Origin of the sequence: Comamonas sp. Z3 (assembly GCF_008121565.1) — a bacterium.
Classification (GTDB): Bacteria; Pseudomonadota; Gammaproteobacteria; order Burkholderiales; family Burkholderiaceae_C; genus Comamonas; species Comamonas brasiliensis.
In genome coordinates, this window is record NZ_VOQU01000012.1 from 96,132 (window position 1) to 117,881 (window position 21,750).

A 21,750-nucleotide genomic window follows, 5' to 3' on the forward strand; every position below is an offset into this window, starting at 1 on the left:
GCTCACCACTGCGGGCGCTCTGAGCAGAAGAAAAGGCCGCGCTCCCGGACGTTACACACGGGGCACCGCTGCGACCATTCTGTCGACCGAAAGTGTATGCAATTTTTGCGACTACAACTCTCGAATTCGGGATAAACCACCCTAGAGATTTCCCTAGTACGAGAGCCATGAGCAAGTATCGGGCCTGCTTTTCAGGGCATGCAACCGGCGGTTTACATGCCCGATGCACCAAATCAGGGCATACCCCGCACCATCAGCTCGCAGGCAGATGCTGCAGAAGCTGCGCCGCCACTGCGACCGCGATCACCTCGGGCTCCTTGCCGGTAATGCCCGGAACGCCGATCGGGCAGGTGATGTGAGCCAGCTCCTCGTCGCTGAATCCTCGCCTGCGCAAGCGGCTGCTGAAGCTGGCCCACTTGGTCTTGCTGCCGATCAGTCCCACAAAAGGCAGGTCTCCCCGCTCGCGCTGGCGCAACAGGCATTGGGCCACCACTTCCAGGTCCTCGGCATGGCTGAAGCTCATGACCAGCACTTGCGACTGCGGCGGCAGCTGCGCCACCGCGGCCTGGACCGGATCGGAATGCTCGCACTGCACGCCAATCTGCTCCTGCACTGGAAAGACTGCATCGCGGCTGTCCACCCAGATCACCCGGTACGGCAGGCTGCGCAGAATGCGCACCAGCGCATGCCCCACATGGCCCGCACCGAACAAGGCCACGCATTGCGAGGGCTCCGGCATCAAGGCCCGCAGACGCTGGGCATCGCGGGCCTCGAACCATTCGAAGTGCAACTCCAGCGCACCGCCACAGCATTGGCCCAGGCTGGGGCCAAGGGCATAGCGCTGGACATGCTCGCGCGAGGCGGCGCAATCCCCGCCCCACTGCGCCAGCAACTGACGCGCCAGGGCAATCGCCTGCCATTCCAGATGGCCCCCGCCTATCGTCCCCATCACCTCATCGGCAAACACAGCCATCCAGGCCCCCTCCTCACGGGGCACGGAGCCACGGGTGGCCTGCACCTGCACCCGGCACAGCGGCTGCTGCGCCAGACGGTTCAAGATTCCTTGCTGTGTTTCGCTCCACATGACTGAACGCCGATTGCTTTGATGACCGATATTCATGCATTTTCCGGTCCGCAATAGACAAACAAGCGTATGAGCACCTTAATCGGATGCATATCCAGGCCCTGTCTGACGAGTGGTTGCAGATTTTTCATGGGGCGGCATCGGAATTCAGCCCTGAGGCTGCGACCCCCACCCATTTACGGCTACGCTTGGCGTCATGTCCGAAACCCACGACCCCTCCCCCGCCAAACCAGTCCGCCGTCCCCTGAACTGGCTGCGGACCGGGATGATGGCTGCCGTTGCCGCCGTGCTGACCGCCTGTCAGATCGCGCCTCAAAGCCCGTCCATAGGCACGACGCCTGCCGACAAGGCCAGTCCAAGCTATCGCAAGCAGGCCGCCCAGCATCTGTACGAGCGCAACTCGGGCCGCATCTACAAGGGCATGCTGCCGCCCATGCTGTATGCAATCGGCGTGTTGCAGGTCCAGCTCGACGGCCAGGGCCGTGTGAAAAACCTGCACTGGATGCGCAAGCCCAGTCACGCTCCCGAAGTGGTGGCCGAAATCGAGCGGGCCGTGCGCTCCGCCGCGCCCTTTCCTGCGCCGGGTCGCAGCGTGACCTATACCGACACCTGGCTGTGGGACAAGTCGGGACGTTTCCAGCTCGACACCTTGACCGAAGGTCAGCTGGGCGAGTAACCCCACATATCAAGCGGCCCGCTCAAACAGCGGGCCGAAGTGCCGGCGCTGCGCCGGCTGCTCTCCTGGTTCAGGACGCCAAGAATCACCCGGCCATCGCAGCGCTGCGGTCCCGGCGCGAGAACAGCGAGATAAGTACCGGGAAGACGATCAGCACCAGCAGCGGCGCCATGCTGATGCCACCGACCACCACCAGTGCCAGCGGGCGCTGTACCTGGGAACCGATGGCCGTCGAGAAGGCTGCCGGAAGCAGCCCCACGGCGGCCGCCAGGCAGGTCATCATCACGGGACGGAAGCGCACCTCGCAGGCCTCGAGCACCGCAGCCGAGCGTTCCCGCCCGCGCGCCATCAGCTGGTTGAAGTACGACAGCAGGATGATGCCTTCCATCACCGCGATACCAAAGAGCGCGATGAAGCCAATCGCCGCCGAGACACTGAAGGGCGTGCCCGTGACGAACAGCGCAAACACACCGCCCACCATGGCCATGGGTATCACGCTCAGGCCCAGCATCGTGTCCGTGAACGAGGCGAAAGTGGCATACAGCAGCAGCGCAATCAGGACCAGCGTCACCGGCACGATCACGGTCAGACGATCGATGGCGTCCTGCAGATTGCCGAACTGGCCGGCCCATTCCAGCCGATAGCCCGGTGGCAGCTTCAGCTTGGCGATGCGCTCCTGCGCCTCGTGGATGGCACCGCCCAGGTCGCGGTCGCGCACGCTGAACTTGATGGGAATGTAGCGCTGCTGGCCTTCGCGGTAGATGAAGGCCGGACCCGAGACCAGTTCCACCTTGGCGATCTCGCTCAGAGGGATCTGATGCACACGGCCGGACTCTTCGTCCTTGGCGCCCACGGTCAGGCGCTTGATGGCCTCGATGTCGTTGCGGTACTCGGCCGCCAGTCGCACCCGGATCGGGAAGAAGCGGTCGCTGCCTCGCTCGAACAGATTGCCCGCTTCAGTGCCGCCTATGGCCGCCTCGATTGCGGTATTGACGTCCCCGGTGCTCAGGCCATGGCGGCCCGCTGCCAGCCGGTCCACCTGGATATTGAGCGTGGGCTGGCCGAGCAGCGTATACACACTCAGGTCAGTGATCCCCGGAACCTCGCTCATCACCTCCTTGATCTGCTCCGAAGTCGCCTTGAGCTGATCCAGGTCGTAGCCGAACACCTTGACCGTGTTCTCGCCCTTCACGCCCGATATCGACTCGGCCACGTTGTCCTGCAGGTACTGGGAGAAATTGAACTCCACGCCGGGGAACTCCTCCTCCAGCTGCACCCCCAGTTCGCGGATCAGGCGCGGCTTGTCCATGCCGGGACGCCAGTGCGCCCGGGCCAGCAAGGGCACATTGAACTCAGCGTTGAAGAAGCCGTTGGAGTCCGTGCCGTCATCGGTGCGGCCTTGTTGCGAGACTACGGTGTCGACCTCGGGAAGCGCCGAGATCATGCGGCGGATACGGTTCACCGTGTCATTGCCGGCCTCCAGCGAAATCGAAGACGGCATGGTGGCACGCACCCACAGATTGCCCTCCTCCAGCGTCGGCAGAAATTCCAGACCCAGCCCACGGATACCGATCAGCGAGGCCAGCACCAGCACGGCAGCCCCGGCCACCGTGGTGAACTTGTTCGCCATGGCAGCGCGCAGCGCCGGAAGGTAGATGCAGCGCAGCTTGCGCACAAACCAGGTTTCGCGGTGCTCGGCGTTCTCCGACAGCAGCAATGCGCTCAGCGCCGGAGCCACCGTGAAGGTGGCGATCAGGCCGCCGGCCAGTGCATAGGCATAGGTTTGCGCCATGGGCCCGAAGATATGGCCTTCCACGCCGCTGAGCGTGAACAAGGGCAGGAAGCCGGCCAGGATGATGATGGCTGCGAACATGATGGGCTTGCTTACCTCGGTCGAGGCGCGGTAGATAGCAGCCAGCTTGCCGGTAAAGCCGGCGGGCACGGGCGCCAGCGGTGCCTGCGAGTCTCCATGCTCGCCGTTGTTCGCATGGCCCGATAGATGCCGGAAGATGTTCTCCACGATGATCACCGTGGCATCGATGATCAACCCGAAGTCGATCGCCCCCAGCGACAGCAGATTGGCCGACTCGCCTCTGAGCACCATGATTGCGATGGCAAAGAAGAAGGCGAACGGAATGGCCGACGCGACCACCACGGCACTGCGCAGATCGCCCAGGAACAACCACTGCACGCCGAACACCAGCAGCACACCGAACAGGATGTTGAACAGCACCGTCTTGGTGGTGATTGCGATCAGCTCGCTGCGGTCGTAGATGCGCTCGATGCGCACGCCTGGCGGCAGCAGGTCGGACGCATTGATGCGATCCACCTCGGCTTTCACGCGAGCCATGACCGGCGTGCTTTTCTCGCCGCGGCGCATCAGCACCGTGCCTTGCACGATGTCGTCGTTGTCGTCACGCCCTGCAATACCGAGACGCGGAAGCTGGCTGACCTTGACCTCGCCGATGTCGCTCACCCGCACCGGATTGCCGTTCGACTGCGTGAGCAGCGTGTTGCGGATGTCGTCGATATGCTGGATCAGGCCCACGCCGCGCACCACGGCCGACTGCTGGCCCACGTTGACGGTCTGGCCTCCCACGTTGACATTGCTGTCATTGAGCTTTTCCACCAGCTCCGGCATCGTCAGGCCGAAGGCCGCCAGCTTGCTGGTGTCGACCTGGACTTCGAAAACCTTGGTCTTGCCGCCCCAGCTCGACACGTCCAGCACACCGGGCACGGCGCGAAAACGCCGCTCGACCACCCAGTCCTGCAGCGTGCGCAGATCGAGCACGCTGTAGCCGGGAGGACCCACGAGCTGATAGCGGTACACCTCGCCAATCGGGCTCCAGGGCGAGATTTCGGGCTGCACGCCGTTTTGCAGCGGCGGCAGCTGGGCCAGCAGGTTCAGCACTTTCTGCAGTGCTTCCTCGTAGGTCAGGTCATAGGTGAACTGCAGACGCACGTCGGACAGGCCGAACAGCGAGATCGAGCGGATGGCGCTCAAATGCTGGGCCGTGGTCAGCCCGGTCTCGACCGGAATGGTGATATAGCGCTCGATATCCTCGGCCGACTGGCCTTCGTTCTGCGTAATGACCTGCACGGCAGGCGGCACAGGGTCCGGGTAGGCCTCGATGTTGAGATTGGTGAAGGCAATCACGCCCACTCCCAGCAACACCAGGAACATGGCGATGACCAGACCCCGCAACTGCAGGACCGATTTGATGAGTGCGTGGATCATGGCTTACTTGTTGTCTCTTGCAGAAGCCAGGGCGGCTGCGCGGTCGATGAACAGGCTGCCCGCGGTGATGACCTGGTTGTCGGGCTGAAGCCCATCGAGCACCTGCATCCAGTCTCCATTGACCAGACCGGCCTTGAAGCTGCGCAGCTCGGCGCTGCCGTCGGCGTTCATGATCCAGACACGGGTGGCATCGCCCTCGTGGATCACGGCCTCGCGCGGCACGGCCAGGCTGGGCGCGGTTTCTCCGGTCAGGATGCGCACCTGCGCGAACATTTCGGGCTTGAGCAGGCCGTCGCGGTTGTCCACCACGGCGCGCACGAGCAGGCGGCGGCTGTCTCCGTCCAGCGCAGAGCCCACGTAGCTGACCTTGGCATTGAAGGTCTGCCCGGGCAGCGTCAGCACCGTGAAGTCCACGGGCTGCTGCAGGCGAACGGCTGCGGCATCGCTTTCGCGCACATAGGCCAGCAACCAGATCTTGGAGATGTCGCCGATCAGCAGCGGCGCCTCGCCATCGCCCGAGCCGCCGTCCACGAACTGGCCCGGGCCCACATTGCGCTGCAACACCACGCCGGCGATGGGGGAGTACACCGGGGCATCCGATGAGATGACACCGCTGTTCTCGAACTTCTGGATCTCGGCCGGCGTCTTGCCCAGCAGCTTCAGACGGCTGCGCACGGCCTGCAGCGCAATCTCGGCCGAACGCAGGTCGCTTTGCGCCGCCAGCAGGGCTGCGCGCGCCTCATCCCAGTCCTTTTTCGAGGCGGCTTCGTCCTTGTGCAGGGCATTGAGCCGGGCTTCCACCGCAGCGCTCAGCTCGAGCTGGGACTTGGCCTTGCGGTGGTCGCCCAGGGCGGCGATAAAGTCTTTTTGCGTCTCGATGGAGTCCGAGGCTTCCACCGATAGCAGCTTCTGCCCGCGCTGCACCTTGTCCCCGGAATTGACCAGCAGCTCGGTCACGCGTCCGCCAAATGGCGAATAAATGCGGGTGAGGCGGTTTTCGTCCAGGGCGATCTTGCCTTCAGTCACCACCTCGGCATGGAACGGCCGACTCTGCACCTGCTGCACGGTGAAGGCTGCACGCTGCTTTTCGCTGGGATGGAACAGATGCTGACGCGTCTTGGCTGCAGAGGCCTGCGTCGCGGCCGCCGCGGCAGGCATGCGCTTGCCTCCCCCCTGCCACAGCAGCACCCCGCCGCCCAGCACCACGCAGGATGCCAGGATGACCAGAACGGTGGCTTTGGGAGATAAGCGCAAAACAGGGTTGTGGTGATGCTTGTCCATATCAGTCGCTAGTTCCAGAAATATCGGTTCTCATCCGCCGCACGGCAGCCATCCGGCAAAGAGAGGCCGGGAGGCTTGGCTGTCGTGCCGCGTCCTGTCGTTGTGCCGGTGCTAATCCTTGGATGCCACCGTGTCGGCCCTGGCCTGGTTCCACCAGCCGCCGCCCAGCGCCTGGAAGAGCGCAGCGGTATCGACCAGCCGAGCTGCCTGGGCCTGTACACGCGCGATCACCGCTTCCTGGTAAGCCTGCTGGCTTGCCGTCAGGGCCAGCGCGTCCACCTCGCCGGCGGCGAGCTGCTTTTGCACCAGCATCAGCGCACGCTGCGTGGCACGCTCGGTGCGCACGGCCGCATTCAGCGCTTCGGCGTCCGACTTCAAGGCATACAGCGTGTTGGACACATCCTGGAATGCGGCGATCACCGCCTCCTTGTAGAGCGCCGCAGACTGGTCGAAGGCTGCTTGAGCAGCCTTGCGCTCATACATCAGCGTGCCGCCCGCAAACAGCGTCTGGCTCATCTCGGCAACGATGCTCCAGAACGGATTGCCTGTCGCAAACATCTGGCCGAACGCGCCGGCCGCTCCGCCACGTGCAGCCGTGAGCGAGAACTGCGGCAGCATATTGGCCGTGGCGACACCGATCTGCGCACTGGCTGCCTGCAGCTCGGCCGCCGCCACGCGCACATCGGGACGCTGCTCCACCAGTTGGGAAGGCAGACTCAGCGGCAGCTCCTGAGGCAGCTTCAGCGAATCGATGCTGAACTGGTGCTCGGGCGCCTCGGCCGGCAAGCGGCCGATCAACGCAGCCAGGGCGTTGCGCGATTGCTCCAGCTGCTTCTCGAGCTCTGGCAGTTGCTGCTCGCTCTGTGCCAAGGCAGCTTCCACCAGGGCGACATCCAGCCCGGCCACCTGACCCACTGCCAGCTGGCGCCGCAGAATCTCCAGCGCCCTTGTATTGGCGAGCACAATGGCCCGGGTCGCGGCAATCTGATCGCGCACCGACGCCTGCTCGACAGCCGTCGTCACCACATTCGCAGCCAGCGTCAGATAGGTGGCTTCGAGCTGAAAGCGCTGTGCCTCGGCCGAGGCACGCAGTGCTTCGACCGCGCGCCGGTTGCCGCCAAAAACATCGGGCGTGAAGCCGACCGACACCTGCGCCGTGTGCAGAGTGAAGGGCGACTCGCCGGCGTCCTTCTGGCGACTCGGCGTATATCCGGCCTGCACCCTGGGCAGGTATGCACCGCGCTGCGCCTTCACCATGGCCTGAGCCTGGCGCAGCGCGGCCTGCGCCGCCGCCACGGTCGGGTTGGCCTTGAGCGCCTCCTGCACCAGGGCATCGAGCTCGGGCGACTGGAAGTGCGTCCACCAGCGATCCGGCACATCGACTCCTGCCAGAAACTGCTGCGCCTGCCCGGTGCTTCCGGGCGCAGCGACGGTGGCGGCCGGGAATGCTTCGCGGGTGAACGCCGCATTGGCGGGCGGTGGCGGCCGCTGGAAATCGGGGCCGACCGCGCAGCCTGTCAGCAGCACCGCCCAGACCGGCAAGGCGAGGAGTCGCAGGTCGCTGCTCGTTCTGAATACTATGGGGCTCACTCTGCAAGTGCTCCTTCCCAGTGCCGCAGGCCTGGGACAAAAAGTTTCTTACGACAGGGCCGGCACCATTGCCAACTCTGCATCCCACTTATGATCGGCAGCTGCCGGGAGAGTCCCCCAACAGGGCCGACCCTGTCAGGACAGACGGTGTTCTGCAGCCCGTGAGCCGGCGTGACTTCGAAGCAAAACACCGCCGATCAAGCGCGGCGCAGGCGTCTGCGCAAAGCAGCAACGCCATGGAATCCACGGGCCGTGCTCCCATCGAGGCGCCATGCTCGATCACCATCCGCATTGGTTGTTTTCGCTCTCCGATGTGACAATCGCGGAAGACTTTTTGACTCTAGCAATCGAAGCTTGATCCAGCCCTTCCCCAAGCTTTCTTGAACCTTTCCGGATGACTTGCCATGCGCCTGCTTTTGATCGAGGACGACCTGGAACTGGCCAATGGCCTGGTGCACAGCCTTGCGCAATCCAATTACGCGGTGGACGCGGTGCACACCGGCCACGCTGCCACAGAGGCCTGCAAAACCACGGCCTATGAATTGCTGATCCTCGACCTTGGACTGCCGGATGAGGACGGCCTCAGCGTGCTGCGCCGTCTGCGCAGACAGGGGGTCGCGGCGCCCGTGATCATCCTCACGGCCAGATACGATCTGCAAGATCGCATCTCCGGCCTGGACGCGGGCGGCGACGACTATCTTCCCAAACCCTTTGCGCTGGGTGAGCTGGAAGCGCGCATTCGCGCGCTGCTGCGGCGCGGATCGTCCAGCGGCGCCAGCCTCACGCTGGGGTTTGGAGACCTGATGCTGGACCCGGCGGCACGCATCGCCACCGTGCACGACCATGAACTGATGCTCACGGCGCGCGAGATGGCGGTGCTGGAGCTGCTGCTCAGGCGCCAGGGCCGCATCATCAGCAAGCAGCAGATCATCGAGTCGCTCTACACCTGGGCCAGCGACATCAATCCCTCCTCCATCGAGGTCTTCGTGAGCCGCCTGCGGCGCAAGCTGGAGGACGCCGGCGCCGGTGTCGGCATTCGCATGCTGCGCGGATTGGGCTACCGCCTGGAACAGCAGCCCCGCCCTCAGACCCATGAATAAGTCGACCCGCTTCAGCCTGCGCCGACGCCTGCTGGTGCGCCTGTTCGGGCCCTTGTCCCTGACCCTGATCTTTGGCGCACTGGGCACCATCTGGCTGGCCAGGCATATCGCCTCCGTCGTCTACGACCGCTGGCTCTACGACGCCGCCATGACGCTGGCCCAGCAGATCACGCATGACGGCGAGCGCTCCATACTCGACCTGCCAAAGGCGGCCAAGGAGATGTTCGAGTTCGACAGCATCGATGAAATCTCGGAAGAAGTGCGCTCGCTCAAGCATGGCGTCATGCTGCACAACGCCGACTTCCCGCTGCCGCCTAGCGGCCTGGCACTGAACACGCCTTATTTCTACGACGGCAGAATCGGCCCGCGCCAGGTTCGCATCGTGGCGGTGCGCCTGCAATATCCCAACGACGAGTTCCTCATCCAGGTGGCACAGACCCGGCGCAAGCACGATTCCATCATCGAGGAAATCCTGCGTTACGCCGTGCCACTGCTGGCGCTGGTGCTGATGCTGGCAGGTGTCGTGGTGTGGCTTGCCGTGGATTCCGGCCTCAAGGTCATTGATAGGCTCACGCGCAATCTGGATCGCTACGAACCCGAGAAGCTGGCACCACTGGACAAGGCAGAGGGAGTGCCGACGGAGCTCGAGCCCCTGCTGAACGCCCTGGATCAGTTGATCGCAAGAGTGGCGAACTCGCAGGATGTGCAGCAGCGCTTCATCGCCAACGCCGCCCATCAATTGCGCACGCCGCTCACGACCTTGCAGGTACAGACGGAGCGGGCGGTGCGCGAGCCCGACGAAGCCCGGCGGGCCGAAGCGTTCACGCATATCCTCACCGCCGTGAGGCGCGCGCGCCACCTCACCCACCAGTTGCTGACGCTGGCGCGATCGGAGCAATCCATGCCGATGACGCCGGTGGATCTGGCCGAGCTGGCGCGTGAGGAGCTCGAACGCTGGGCCGATGCGGCCATTGCCCGCCACATGGACCTGGGCTACGACGGCCCGGACGCCGGCGTCTGGGTGCCGGGCTCGGCAGTGCTGCTGCGCGAGCTGATCGGCAATCTGGTGGACAACGCCATCCGCTATGGCCAATCAGGCGGCAGGGTGACCCTGAGCCTGCAGTCATCTCCCGTCCTGCTGGCCGTGGACGACGACGGACCGGGCATTCCCGCCCAGGAAAGGCCGCTGGTGCTGGAGCGCTTCTATCGCGGCCAGGACGGTAGCGGCGATGGCTGCGGTCTGGGGCTGCCCATCGTCAAGGAAATCGCTGCAAGGCATGGTGCGGTGCTGAGGATTCTCGACCATCCGCGAGGCAGGGGAACCTGCATCGAAATCGCGTTTGCGCAGTGAGCCGGCAGGCTGCGGGGCACTGCCTGCGCGCTGGCCGCACAACTCCCGGGCCCGGCGCGCATGCAACGCATGCCTTCGGCTGCGGACAACAAAAAACCGGCCGAGGCCGGTTGTTTGTGGCAACAAGCCGGCAAGGCTTATTCGACCACCTTGGTGATCTTGGTGCCCTGCAGCGACACGCCAGCCTCCAGGCCCGCATTGGTCAGCACATAGCTGGTGACGGGAGCCTGGGCGGTCGTGGTGTCAACGCTGCCGTTGGCGCCGATCCTGCCGGCGGCCACGGTGGCATCGGCGCCCACGGACCAGCCGTCACTACGCAGGAACTTGTCCAGCGCTTCCTGTGTGTTGAACACATAGATCACGGCCTTGGACTGGCCGCCGGCCTGCCAGCCGATGGAAGCCGCCGTGGTGCTGTAGAAGCCACGGTTCTGGCCGCCCACGCGCAGCACGCCACGGCCATGCTCGACCCCCACCACAAAGCTGCCGCCAATCACCGACGGGAAGATCAGCACCCCCTTGGCGCGTTGCACCATTTCCTTGGATCCTGGTGCGGTCTGGTACAGACGCTCCAGTGCTGCATTGGCACGCGTATTGATCGTCGTGGCATCAGCACGGGGCGCCGCTGCGGTTTCAGGCTTGGTCGTGGTGCAGGCCGTCATGGTCATGGCACCGGCAGCCAGTGCGGCAGCCATCGCAACAGAACGCAGAGAAATTTGACGCATACCTATATCCTTTCATGGGATGAATGTGTAGACACATTTCAGAGGCAGAAGGTCCTGCGGTCCGACATTGGTTCGCTTTTGCACATCCCCCCGATGCAAAGCTGTCAGATGCAGGGTTGGCTCGATGCTAGTCGGCAGCCTTGCCGATAAAACCCGGCAGTTACAGCTTGCGCCATTGGCCTACAGAAGACAAGCGCAGGTGTCGAAAAATACCTACAACAAGGACATGCGCCAAGAACGGGCCTGATCTAAGCGCGATCAAGCGAGAACACTGAAATAGGCGCTAGCATTGTTGATGTAGCCATAGCTCGGACGACAGGAAGTTCATGAAGTTCTGGAATTATTTTCACCACCCCAAGGCAGCGCTGGTTGTGCTGCGTGTCACGCTGGCCTTGCTCATGCTGCTGCACGGCTGGGCCAAGATTCGCTATGGCATCGGCAGCATCGAGGCCAAGATCGAGAGCCTGGGCGCTCCGGGCTTTCTGGCCTATGCGGTCTATCTGGGCGAAGTGGTCGCCCCCTTGCTGCTGCTGGTGGGCCTGTGGGTGGTGCCGGCCGCCCTGGTGATTGCGGTGAATATGGTGGTGGCATTTGCGCTGATGCACACCCGGCAGATTCTGATGCTCAACAACACCGGCGGCTGGGCGCTGGAGTTGCAGGCCTTTTACTTCGTAAGCGCCCTGGTGGTGGCCATGGCCTATTCCAAAGGCAAATAAGTCATTAAAAACAGGAGCGGCTTGCGCCTGTCATCTATTGGTTTCAATGCCTTTTCATGCTGAAACCTTTAAATGACGTGCGCAAGCCGCTCTTGTTTTTGATATATCTCCCGCTTCGAGAAACTTACGTCCCGCTCAGGAGCCGCGATAGGTGGAGTAGCTCCAGGGACTGACCAGCAGAGGCACATGGTAGTGCTGCTCCACATTGGCCACGCCGAAGTCCAGGCTCACCTTGTTCAGAAAGCTGGGTTCCGGCAGCTGCACGCCACGGGCCTTGAAGTAGGCCGCAACGTCAAAGGTCAGGCGATAAGTGCCGACCTTGAGCGTGTTGTTGTCGAACAGCGGCGCATCGGTACGGCCGTCGTGATTGAGCACCAGGCTCTTGATCAACGTGGCCTTGTCGCCTTCGGTGGAAAACAGCTCGACGGCCATGCCTGCGGCGGGGCAGCCATTCATGGTGTCGAGAACGTGGGTGCTCAGGCCCATGGAAATCTCCTCACAGGCAGTTTGCCACTGCCCTTGGTTGTATCAAACACACGACTTGCGCAAAAAACGAGTTCAGGCAGGACGTCTGCCTCAGAAGGCAGGCCGTTGTTGCATTCTTGTTTGCGTAAGTCCTAAAACATCTATGCCATCACAAAGTCTGCCCGCGTGCGAGCGCTGCGCTTTGATTTCCAAAGTGTATACAGTTTCTGTACTCCATCAAAGGCTTTTCTGCCTTGACTTTCAGGCACATAGCCAGGTCTGCCCGGTTGGCTTCCTTTCCAGCCTCTATACACTGGTCCGACTCATCAAGCGAACAGGAGACAACGCATGCAATTGCGCACCACCGCCCTGGCAGCCAGCCTGCTCATCGCTCTGACCGGCCTGAGCGCCTGCAGCAGCACCGCAGCGCCGGAGCCCGCGCGCAAGGACGGCACGGCTCAGGCCAGCGGCAACGATGCCAAGGCCCAGGCCGCCGCGCCAGCCGTCACCCAGACTGCCGCCGCCCAGGCTGCCGCTGCCGCCTACGACTTCGAGCTGGATGTCTTTCACCCCGTCATCGCCAAGAACGGCATGGTGGCCTCGGAGCAGGAACTGGCCACGCAGATCGGCGTGGATATTCTCAAAGCGGGCGGCAATGCCGTCGATGCCGCCGTGGCCGTGGGCTTTGCCCTGGCTGTGGCCCTGCCCAATGCCGGCAATATCGGCGGCGGCGGCTTCATGATGGTGCACGATACGCGGAGCGGCAAGGACATTGCGTTGGACTTCCGCGAGGTGGCCCCAAGGGGCGCGTCACGCACCATGTACCTGGATGCCGATGGCAAGGTCATAGACGGGAAATCGCTCCACACCCACTACGCCGTGGGCGTGCCCGGCACCGTGGCGGGCATGACGCACGCGCTCTCGCGCTGGGGCAGCATGCCGCTGGCCAGGGTCATGGCGCCGGCGATTGCGCTGGCGGACAAGGGCTATCCCGTCAGCGTAACCCTGGCCAAGACCCTGGAGCAGGAAAAAAAGCAGATGGGCCGCTGGCCGGCCACCCAGGCCGTTTTCTGGAAGAACGGCGCGCCGCTGCAAACCGGCGAGCGGCTGGTGCAAAAGGATCTGGCGCAGTCCCTGCGCCTGATCAGCCAGCAAGGCGCCAAGGCTTTCTATCAGGGAGCGATCGCGCAGAAGATCGCTGCTGAAATGGCACCGCATGCCAATGCCATCACTCTGCAGGACCTGCGCGATTACAAGGTGGCCGAGCGCGAACCCGTGCGCGGCAGCTACCGTGGCTACCAGATCGTGACCATGCCTCCGCCCTCCTCGGGCGGCGCGCATCTGATTCAGATTCTGAACATGATGGAGCGCTGGCCCATGAATCAATGGGGCGCCAACAGTGCGCAAAGCATGCACTACATGACCGAGGCCATGAAGCTCGCCTATGCCGACCGCTCGGAATACCTGGGCGACCCGGACTTCGTGAAGATTCCGCTCAAGGGACTGATCTCCAAGAACTATGCCGGCGAGCTGGCTGCGGGCATCAAGCCCCAGCAGGCCAGGCCCAGCCAGGACATCCGGCCCGGCCGGCCCCAGGCCTATGAAAGCGACCAGACCACCCATTACTCCGTGGTGGACAAGGCCGGCAATGCCGTGGCCGTGACCTATACGCTGAACACCAATTTCGGCAGCGGCATCGTCGCCAGGGGCACGGGCATTCTGCTCAACAACGAGATGGACGATTTCTCGGCCAAGCCCGGTGTGGCCAATGCCTATGGTCTGGTGGGCGGCGATGCGAATGCCGTGCAGGCCGGCAAGCGGCCGCTGTCGTCGATGACGCCGACCCTGGTGCTCAAGGACGGCAAGCCGGTCCTCGTCACCGGCAGTCCGGGCGGAGCGCGCATCATCACCACGGTGCTGCAGCAGGTCGTCAATCACATCGACTTCGGCATGAACCCGGCCGAGGCGGCGTCCACGCCGCGCTTTCATCACCAGTGGACGCCTGACGAGCTGCGCGTTGAAAAAGGCTTCAGCCCAGATACGCTGGCCCTGCTCAGGCAATGGGGCCACAAGGTGGCACTGAAGGCATCCATGGGCCGCTCGCAGACCATCGAGGTCCGTGACGGCCTGCTGCGCGGTGCCTCGGACCCGCGCAATCCTGATGGAAAAACCATGGGGTTCTGACGCCGAACAAAAAAGCCGCGCTCCCCCGAGCGCGGCTTTCACTTGAGGCGGCTGCTGGCCGTACGCGTGGCCAGTGGCCGCCCTCCCCACCTCTCTTTATTCAGCCTTCTGACCGATTTCGAAGTTGGCCTGGATTTCCAGGGCACGCACCATGCCCGAATGATCCCAGGCTGCACCGCCGTGGGCCACGCAGCTGTTGAACAGTTCCTGTGCCTGTGCCGTGTTGGGCAGAGACACGCCCAGCTGACGTGCGCTGGACAGGGCCAGGTTCAGGTCCTTCTGGTGCAAGGCGATGCGGAAGCCGGGATCGAAGGTGCGCTTGATCATGCGTTCGGCATGCACTTCCAGGATCTTGGAAGAGGCAAAGCCGCCCAGCAGGGCTTCACGCACGCGAGCTGGATCGGCACCGGCGCGCGATGCGAACAGCAGGGCTTCGGCCACGGCTTCGATGTTCAGCGCCACGATGATCTGGTTGGCCACCTTGGCCGTCTGGCCGTCGCCGTTGCCGCCCACCAGGGTGATGTTCTTGCCCATCTTGTCGAACAGGGGCTTGACGCGCTCGAAAGCCGCATCGGGGCCGCCGACCATGATGGACAGGGTGCCGTTCTTGGCACCGACTTCACCGCCGGAGACGGGAGCGTCCAGGTACTGGGCGCCGGCGGCTTCGATGCGCTTGGCGAAGTCCTTGGTGGCCACGGGCGAGATGGAGGACATGTCGACCACGATCTTGCCGGCGCTGCCCTTCAGACCGGCTGCCACGCCGTCTTCACCGAACAGCACCTTCTCCACGTCGGGAGTGTCGGGCACCATGATGAAAATGATGTCGGCACGCTCGGCCACGCCGCGAGCGGTGGTGCACTGGGTGGCGCTGGTTTCGGCGATGTTGGCAGGCACCTTGCCCACGGTGTTGACGAACAGCTGGTGGCCGGCCGCAATCAGGTGGCCGCACATGGGCGCGCCCATGATGCCCAGACCGATAAAGCCCAGCTTGAGAGACGATGCGTTCATGGTTGTACTCCTCAGTTTTCTTGATACTCAAATTCGGGGGCTGGTGGCGCTTTGCGAGCAGGCGCCACAGGCCTTGTCATCCATTCAGGCAGCCACGGCGACCTTGCTCCAGCCGCCGATCTTCTGCAGCCAGCCCAGGCCGGACTCGGTGCCGTTGGCGGGCTTGTATTCGCAGCCGATCCAGCCGTCGTAGCCGATGCGATCCAGGTGTGCGAACAGGAAGGGGTAGTTGATCTCGCCGGTGCCGGGTTCGTTGCGACCGGGGTTGTCGGCCAGCTGGATGTGACCGATGCGGCCCAGCTGCTTTTGCATGGTGGCAGCCAGCTCGCCTTCCACGCGCTGGGCGTGGTAGATGTCGTACTGCACAAAGGCGTTGGGCGCACCCACTTCGTCCAGGATGGACAGGGCATCCTCGGTGCGGTTCAGGTAGAAGCCGGGGATGTCGAAGGGGTTGATGGGCTCGATGAGCAGGCGGATGTTGGCAGCGCTCAGGGCGGCGGCAGCAAAGCGCAGGTTTTCCACGAAAGTGCGGCGCACCACGGCAGTGTCGACACCGGCAGGAACCTTGCCGGCCAGGCAGTTGAGCTGGGGCACACCCAGGGCGTGGGCATAGGTCACGGCCTTGACCACGCCGGCGCGGAACTCGTCCACGCGCTTGGGGTCGCAGGCAATGCCGCGCTCGCCCGCATCCCAGTCGCCAGCGGGCAGGTTGTGCAGAACAATCTTCAGGCCGGTGGCGTCCAGGCGCTCCTTGATCTCTTCCACGGTATGAGCGTAGGGGAAGAGAAACTCCACGGCTTCAAAGCCTGCGTTTGCGGCACGCTCAAAACGCTCGAGGAAAGGCACCTCGGTGAACAACATGCTCAGGTTGGCTGCAAAACGGGGCATGATAAAAGTCTCCGGTAATCGTTAATGGTGGGGCTGGCGGACGCCAAGCAAGGGCCTGAGCCGGCCGCGCCGCCCCGCAGCGAAAGCGTCGTCCCCCTCCTGCAAAGGCAGGGGGGAGCGGCACAGCCGCTCAGGGGGAGTTTTCCTATCAGTCCAGCAGAGCCAGTGCGCTGGGCGCGTCGGCCTTTTCGGTCGCCAGGTCTTCGAACTCGACCACGTTGTCGATTTCGGCGCCCATGGAGATGTTGGTCACACGCTCCAGGATGCACTCGATCACCACAGGGGTCTTGTGCTCGGCCATCCAGGCTTCGGCCTGCTGCATGGCGGGGGCAAAGTCTTCGGCGCGATGAACGCGGATGGCCTTGCAACCCAGGCCTTCAACGACCTTAACATGGTCAACACCGTAGCCGCGGGTCGCATCACCCTCATCCATGTTGATATTGTCGAACGCCAATTGCACGCAATAGTCGATCGAGAAAGCGCGCTGTGCCTGACGGATCAGACCCAGATAGCTGTTGTTCACCAGCACGTGAACATAGGGCAGCTTGAACTGCGCCCCCACGGCCAGCTCTTCGATCATGAACTGGAAGTCGTAGTCGCCGGACAGCGCCACGATCTTGCGCTGGGGATCGGCCACGCGCACGCCCAGAGCGGCGGGAGTGGTCCAGCCCAGAGGACCGGCCTGGCCGCAGTTGATCCAGTTGCGGGGCTTGTACACGTGCAGGAACTGGGCACCGGCGATCTGCGACAGACCGATGGTGGACACATAGGTGGTGTCGCGGTCCAGCGTGTTGTTCATGCACTGGTAGACGCGCTGGGGCTTCATCGGCACGTTGTCGAAGTTGGTCTTGCGCAGATACTCGACGCTGTTCTTGCGACCCTGGCACTCGGCCACCCAGGCCTTGCGGCACTTGAGCTTGCCGGCTGCCTTCCACTCCTTGGCGACGGCAACGAATTGCTCCAGAGCCGCCTTGGCATCGGAGACGATGCCGTAGTCAGGCGCGAACACGCGGCCGATCTGCGTGGGCTCGATGTCCACGTGGATGAACTTGCGGCCCTTGGTGTAGACCTCGACCGAGCCGGTGTGACGGTTGGCCCAGCGGTTGCCGATGCCGAACACGAAGTCCGAAGCCAGCATGTTGGCATTGCCGTAGCGGTGGCTGGTCTGCAGACCGCACATGCCGACCATCAGGGGGTGATCGTCGGGGATGGTGCCCCAGCCCATCAAGGTGGGGATCACGGGCACGTTCAGGATCTCGGCCAGCTCGACCATCAGATCGGAGGCATCGGCGTTGATCACACCGCCGCCGGAGACCAGCAAGGGACGCTCGGATTCGTTGAGCATCTCGATGGCCTTCTCGGCCTGCTTGCGCGAGGCAGCTGGCTTGTAGGCAGGCAGGGGCTCGTAGGTGTCGATGTCGAACTCGATCTCGGCCAGTTGCACGTCGATGGGCAGATCGATCAGCACGGGGCCGGGACGACCGGAGCGCATCAGGTGGAAAGCCTGCTGGAAGGCACGTGGCACCTGGGCAGGTTCCAGCACGGTAGTGGCCCACTTGGTCACGGGCTTGGCGATGGAGGCGATGTCCACGGCCTGGAAGTCTTCCTTGTGCAGACGCGAGCGAGGTGCCTGGCCGGTAATGCACAGGATTGGAATGGAGTCGGCGCTGGCCGAGTACAGACCGGTGATCATGTCGGTGCCGGCGGGGCCGCTGGTGCCGATGCACACGCCGATGTTGCCGGCCACCGCACGGGTGTAGCCTTCGGCCATGTGGCTGGCGCCTTCGACGTGACGGGCCAGGATGTGGCCGATGCCACCGTGGTCCTTCAGCGCTGCGTACAGCGGATTGATGGCGGCACCGGGAACGCCGAATGCAACGCTAACACCTTCTTTTTCGAGCACGCGGACTGCGGCTTCGATTGCTTTCATTTTGGCCATGAGGTCTCCTTCAAACTGAAATGAACTTTAGTCAAGACCCTTGCTTGCCGGAAGCCGGTTGCAGACCATAAAATTTATTCCACCCAAGAATAAATAGGAGATGAACCCATGGACAGACTCGACGCGATGCACATGTTTGTGCGCGTGGTGGAGACCGGCAGTTTCACCAAGGTCGCCCAGGAATTCGCCACCACCCAGCCCACCGTGACCAAGCAGGTCGCGGCCATGGAGGCTCGCCTCAAGGTGCGTCTGCTCAACCGCAATACGCGCGGCGTGAGCCTGACCGAAGCCGGCGCGCTTTACTACGAAAAGTGCAAGATCATCGTCAGCGACGTGGCCGAAGCGGAGAACGTGGTCAAGGTGCGCCAGACCCAGGTCCAGGGTCAGCTGCGCATCGGCAGCTCGGTGGCCTTCGGACGCCGGGTACTCATTCCGCTAGCCATGGATTTCATGAAGCACAACCCGCAGGTACAGGTCGATCTGAGCTTCGAGGACCGCTACACCGATCTGGTGGCCAACGGCATCGACGTGGCACTGCGCCTGGGCAAGCTGGCCGACTCCTCGCTGGGCGCGCGCATGCTGGGCGTCAACCCCTGGGTGCTGGTGGCCTCCAACACCTATCTGCGCAAGCACGGCACGCCGCGCCGCCCCTCGGACCTCAAGGAGCATTCCACGCTGATCTACAGCAGCGTGCAGGGCAACGATATCTGGCGCCTGCGCAATGCCAGCGGCGAGCCGGTGTCGATTCCCGTTACCGGGCGGCTGCGCTCCAACAATCTCTCGGCCCTGCTGGCTGCGGCCCGCTCGCACATGGGCATTGCGGCCCTGCCGCGCTACGTGGCCCAGGATTCGCTCAAGGACGGTCGCGTGGTGGAAGTGCTCAAGACCTGCCGCCTGCCCGAGCAGGAGATCCACGCCGTCTACCCCTCGCCGCGTCTGGTGCCGCAGAAAGTGCAGTCCTTCATCGCCTTCCTTCAGGGCAAGTTCGACGATGCCTGGTGGGAGGATCTGCCGCGGGGCGGGTGATTGCATATTGATTCTGCAAAAGAATCAATCCCTGCATATCGCTATTAAAAACAAAGCACCTACCGCCCTCTGGTCAATAACTTCAGCATCAATACAGCCTGAAATCCTTGATGTTCAGGCGCAAGCTGCTATCGATACAGCGGATCAGAGCACCAGGATGGCACGGAAGTCGTTGACATTGGTATGCGTCGGACCGGTGATCACCAGATCGCCCAGTGCCGAGAAATAGCCATAGGCATCGTTGCGATCCAGGTGATCGCTGATGCGCAGATCCAGCTCTGCCGCGCGCTTGAGCGTGCAGGGCGAGACACGGGCTCCCGCATTGTCCTCGACACCGTCGATGCCGTCGGTATCCGCAGCCAGCGCCCAGACCTTTTCCTGACCCTGCAGGGCCTGGGCCAGACCCAGGCAGAACTCGCCGGCACGCCCGCCGCGCCCCTTGGCCGCACCGGGTTGACGCGGGCGGATGGTCACCGTGGTTTCGCCACCCGAGAGAATCACGCAGGGCTTGGCAAAAGGCTGGTCATGCCTGGCCACGGCACGCGCCAGCGCTGCATGGACCTTGCCCACCTCGCGCGACTCTCCCTCCATCTCGTCAGACAGCACATGCACGGCAATGCCGGCCGCGCGGGCAGCCGCCGCCGCGGCCTTCAGCGACTGCTGCGGCGTGGCGATCAGATGCACCTCATGGCCTTCGAAGCGGGCATCACCGGGCTTGGGCGTCTCCAGCTCGCCGGCTTGCAGCGCAGCGCGCACGGACTCGGGAATGCCGATCTGGTAGCGGTCCAGGATGGCCAGTGCATCGGCACAGGTCGACGCGTCCGGCACCGTCGGTCCGCTGGCGATCACCGAAGGATCGTCGCCGGGCACATCGCTGATGGTCAGCGTCACCACTTTGGCGGGATGGCAGGCGGCTGCCAGACGGCCGCCCTTGATGCGCGAGAGGTGCTTGCGCACGCAGTTCATCTCGCCAATCGCCGCGCCGCTCTCCAGCAGCGCCTTGTTGATGCGCTGCTTCTCAGCCAGGTCGATGCCTTCGGCGGGAAGCGTCAGCAGGGAAGAGCCACCGCCGGAGATGAGGCAGATCACCAGATCGTCGGCCGTCAGCCCCTCGGTCAGCGCCAGAATGCGCTCGGCCGCAGCCAGACCCGCCGCGTCCGGCACCGGGTGGGCGGCTTCCACCACCTCCAGGCGCTGGGCCAGCCCTTCGGGGCGTGGGGGAATGTGTGCGTAGCGCGTCACCACCAGACCCGACAGCGGGGCATCCTGCGGCCACAGAGCTTCCAGCGCCTGCGCCATGGAGCCGCCGGCCTTGCCTGCGCCCAGCACCAGTGTGCGCCCCTTGGGCGGCTTGGGCAGATGGCGCGCCAGACCCTCGATGGGCAGGGCATTGCGCACCGCCACGTCATATAGATGACGCAGAAAGCCAGCCGGGTCTTGCTGGGGAACAGGCGTTGCCGCGGCCTGCGCGCGCGAGGATGTATTCTGTGCTTGCATAGCTGCGCATTGTGCATTCGGGCTTTTTTCCCTTACAGAGGGCCCCCAGTCACAACACTGCTGATCTTTGCAATACCAATGTTGCAAGCCCTTGCTCCCATTGGGTTTGCGCGCTTGCGCACAGCTTTCTGCGCCTGAACATCGATACAAACACCATGTTTGGTGAACAGAAACTGTATACAAAACTTGTCTTCAACCGCTATGATGGATTTATGGAAACTTCCACCACCAGTTTCATTGTCGAAAGCCTGACCAAGGCCATCGTCGAGCATCGCCTGATGCCCGGCACCAAGCTGGCCGAGCAAAAGTTGGCCGACCACTTTGGAGTTTCCCGCACCCTGGTGCGCCAGGCCCTGTTCCAGCTTTCGCAGAACCGTCTGATCCGGCTCGAGCCCGCCCGCGGCGCCTTTGTGGCCACGCCTTCGGTGGACGAGGCGCGCCAGGTGTTTGCCGTGCGCCGCATGCTCGAGGCCGAGATGGTGCGCAGCTTTGTCAAGCAAAGCAGCGCCGCCAAGATTCGCGCCCTCAAGCAGCATGTGGCTGCCGAGAAGAAGGCCATGGAAGCCAATGACGTGGGCCAGCGCACCGAGCTGCTGGGCGACTTCCACGTGCGCATGGCCGAGCTCATGGGCAACGAGGTGCTGGCACAGCTGCTGGGCGAGCTGATTTCCCGCTGCGCATTGATCACCCTGATGTACCAGTCTGCATCGGCGGCCGAGCATTCGCACGAAGAACATGCCGACATCGTGACCGCGCTGGCCGCGGGCGATGCCGAACATGCGGTGCAGCTGATGCAGCTGCACCTGGACCACGTGGAAGCAGGCCTGACCTTCGACCGCGATTTGCCAACGAACGACTTGTCGATGGCACTTTCATCCGTATCCCTATGACTTACGATTCCACCGCCTCCTACCCACGCGACCTGATTGGCTACGGCCGCAACACGCCCCATCCCGAATGGCCCGGCAAAGCCCGCGTGGCCGTT

The 21,750-nt window shown here is 63.6% G+C and carries 17 protein-coding genes and 1 pseudogene; 8 read left to right on the forward strand and 10 right to left on the reverse strand.

The window, feature by feature from the left end; genetic code table 11:
• Nucleotides 1–253: 253 nt before the first annotated feature.
• Complete coding sequence (gene xdhC / locus FSY59_RS26685) at nucleotides 254–1,084, reverse strand: xanthine dehydrogenase accessory protein XdhC (RefSeq protein ID WP_148730000.1); 831 nt, start codon at nucleotides 1,082–1,084, stop codon at nucleotides 254–256.
• A gap of 265 nt (nucleotides 1,085–1,349) precedes the next feature.
• Between xdhC and FSY59_RS26690 the strand changes: the two genes are divergently transcribed.
• Complete coding sequence (locus FSY59_RS26690) at nucleotides 1,350–1,760, forward strand: hypothetical protein (protein ID WP_019043604.1); 411 nt, start codon at nucleotides 1,350–1,352, stop codon at nucleotides 1,758–1,760.
• 85 nt (nucleotides 1,761–1,845) lie between these two features.
• Here the strand turns inward: FSY59_RS26690 and FSY59_RS26695 are convergent, their stop codons facing one another.
• From FSY59_RS26695 to FSY59_RS26705, 3 genes are all read right to left on the reverse strand, one after another.
• Nucleotides 1,846–4,998, reverse strand: coding sequence for an efflux RND transporter permease subunit (locus FSY59_RS26695; protein ID WP_050872029.1), 3,153 nt, complete (start codon nucleotides 4,996–4,998; stop codon nucleotides 1,846–1,848).
• Nucleotides 4,999–5,001: 3 nt separating this feature from the next.
• Nucleotides 5,002–6,279 carry an efflux RND transporter periplasmic adaptor subunit gene (locus FSY59_RS26700; protein WP_003052460.1) on the reverse strand — a complete coding sequence of 426 codons (1,278 nt, stop codon included), beginning with the start codon at nucleotides 6,277–6,279 and terminating at the stop codon, nucleotides 5,002–5,004.
• A 111-nt stretch (nucleotides 6,280–6,390) separates the two neighbouring features.
• Nucleotides 6,391–7,869, reverse strand: a complete 1,479-nt coding sequence (locus FSY59_RS26705) for an efflux transporter outer membrane subunit (protein WP_003052459.1) — start codon at nucleotides 7,867–7,869, stop codon at nucleotides 6,391–6,393.
• A 404-nt stretch (nucleotides 7,870–8,273) separates the two neighbouring features.
• On the opposite strand from FSY59_RS26705, the gene FSY59_RS26710 reads away from it, so the two are divergent.
• Together FSY59_RS26710 and FSY59_RS26715 are read left to right on the forward strand one after the other, a co-directional pair.
• Nucleotides 8,274–8,969: a response regulator transcription factor gene (locus tag FSY59_RS26710; RefSeq protein WP_003052457.1), complete on the forward strand. Its 696-nt coding sequence runs from the start codon at nucleotides 8,274–8,276 to the stop codon at nucleotides 8,967–8,969.
• Entirely contained in the window at nucleotides 8,962–10,320 is a 1,359-nt protein-coding gene (locus FSY59_RS26715) for a sensor histidine kinase (RefSeq protein ID WP_148730001.1), read from the forward strand. The genes FSY59_RS26710 and FSY59_RS26715 overlap by 8 nt, the downstream gene beginning before the upstream one ends.
• A gap of 137 nt (nucleotides 10,321–10,457) precedes the next feature.
• Here the strand turns inward: FSY59_RS26715 and FSY59_RS26720 are convergent, their stop codons facing one another.
• On the reverse strand, nucleotides 10,458–11,042 hold the full coding sequence (locus tag FSY59_RS26720; RefSeq protein WP_003052451.1) for a YSC84-related protein: 585 nt from the start codon (nucleotides 11,040–11,042) through the stop codon (nucleotides 10,458–10,460).
• A gap of 326 nt (nucleotides 11,043–11,368) precedes the next feature.
• Here FSY59_RS26720 and FSY59_RS26725 point away from each other — a divergent pair, with 326 nt between their 5' ends.
• A complete protein-coding gene (locus FSY59_RS26725; RefSeq protein WP_003052449.1) occupies nucleotides 11,369–11,758 on the forward strand; it encodes a DoxX family protein in 390 nt (129 codons plus the stop codon).
• A 135-nt stretch (nucleotides 11,759–11,893) separates the two neighbouring features.
• On the opposite strand, the gene uraH is transcribed toward FSY59_RS26725, so the two are convergent.
• The gene (uraH, locus tag FSY59_RS26730; RefSeq protein ID WP_003070903.1) at nucleotides 11,894–12,244 is read right to left on the reverse strand and encodes a hydroxyisourate hydrolase; all 351 of its coding nucleotides are present in this window, start codon (nucleotides 12,242–12,244) and stop codon (nucleotides 11,894–11,896) included.
• Between the two features lie 327 nt (nucleotides 12,245–12,571).
• Between uraH and ggt the strand changes: the two genes are divergently transcribed.
• Nucleotides 12,572–14,407, forward strand: coding sequence for a gamma-glutamyltransferase (ggt, locus tag FSY59_RS26735; protein ID WP_043374516.1), 1,836 nt, complete (start codon nucleotides 12,572–12,574; stop codon nucleotides 14,405–14,407).
• Nucleotides 14,408–14,503: 96 nt separating this feature from the next.
• Here the strand turns inward: ggt and glxR are convergent, their stop codons facing one another.
• From glxR to gcl, 3 genes are all read right to left on the reverse strand, one after another.
• Nucleotides 14,504–15,415, reverse strand: a complete 912-nt coding sequence (gene glxR, locus FSY59_RS26740; RefSeq protein WP_003052441.1) for a 2-hydroxy-3-oxopropionate reductase — start codon at nucleotides 15,413–15,415, stop codon at nucleotides 14,504–14,506.
• 84 nt (nucleotides 15,416–15,499) lie between these two features.
• Complete coding sequence (hyi, locus tag FSY59_RS26745; RefSeq protein ID WP_148730002.1) at nucleotides 15,500–16,303, reverse strand: hydroxypyruvate isomerase; 804 nt, start codon at nucleotides 16,301–16,303, stop codon at nucleotides 15,500–15,502.
• A gap of 148 nt (nucleotides 16,304–16,451) precedes the next feature.
• Nucleotides 16,452–18,242: a glyoxylate carboligase gene (gene gcl / locus FSY59_RS26750; protein WP_003052437.1), complete on the reverse strand. Its 1,791-nt coding sequence runs from the start codon at nucleotides 18,240–18,242 to the stop codon at nucleotides 16,452–16,454.
• Nucleotides 18,243–18,350: 108 nt separating this feature from the next.
• Here gcl and FSY59_RS26755 point away from each other — a divergent pair, with 108 nt between their 5' ends.
• Complete coding sequence (locus FSY59_RS26755; RefSeq protein ID WP_003052436.1) at nucleotides 18,351–19,268, forward strand: LysR family transcriptional regulator; 918 nt, start codon at nucleotides 18,351–18,353, stop codon at nucleotides 19,266–19,268.
• A gap of 144 nt (nucleotides 19,269–19,412) precedes the next feature.
• On the opposite strand, the gene FSY59_RS26760 is transcribed toward FSY59_RS26755, so the two are convergent.
• Entirely contained in the window at nucleotides 19,413–20,765 is a 1,353-nt protein-coding gene (locus tag FSY59_RS26760) for a glycerate kinase (RefSeq protein WP_148730003.1), read from the reverse strand.
• Nucleotides 20,766–20,977: 212 nt separating this feature from the next.
• Here FSY59_RS26760 and FSY59_RS26765 point away from each other — a divergent pair, with 212 nt between their 5' ends.
• Together FSY59_RS26765 and FSY59_RS27855 are read left to right on the forward strand one after the other, a co-directional pair.
• Nucleotides 20,978–21,655, forward strand: coding sequence for a GntR family transcriptional regulator (locus FSY59_RS26765; protein ID WP_019043607.1), 678 nt, complete (start codon nucleotides 20,978–20,980; stop codon nucleotides 21,653–21,655).
• A pseudogene (locus tag FSY59_RS27855) lies at nucleotides 21,652–21,750 on the forward strand (allantoinase); the annotation flags it as partial. The gene FSY59_RS26765 and the pseudogene FSY59_RS27855, both read left to right, overlap by 4 nt.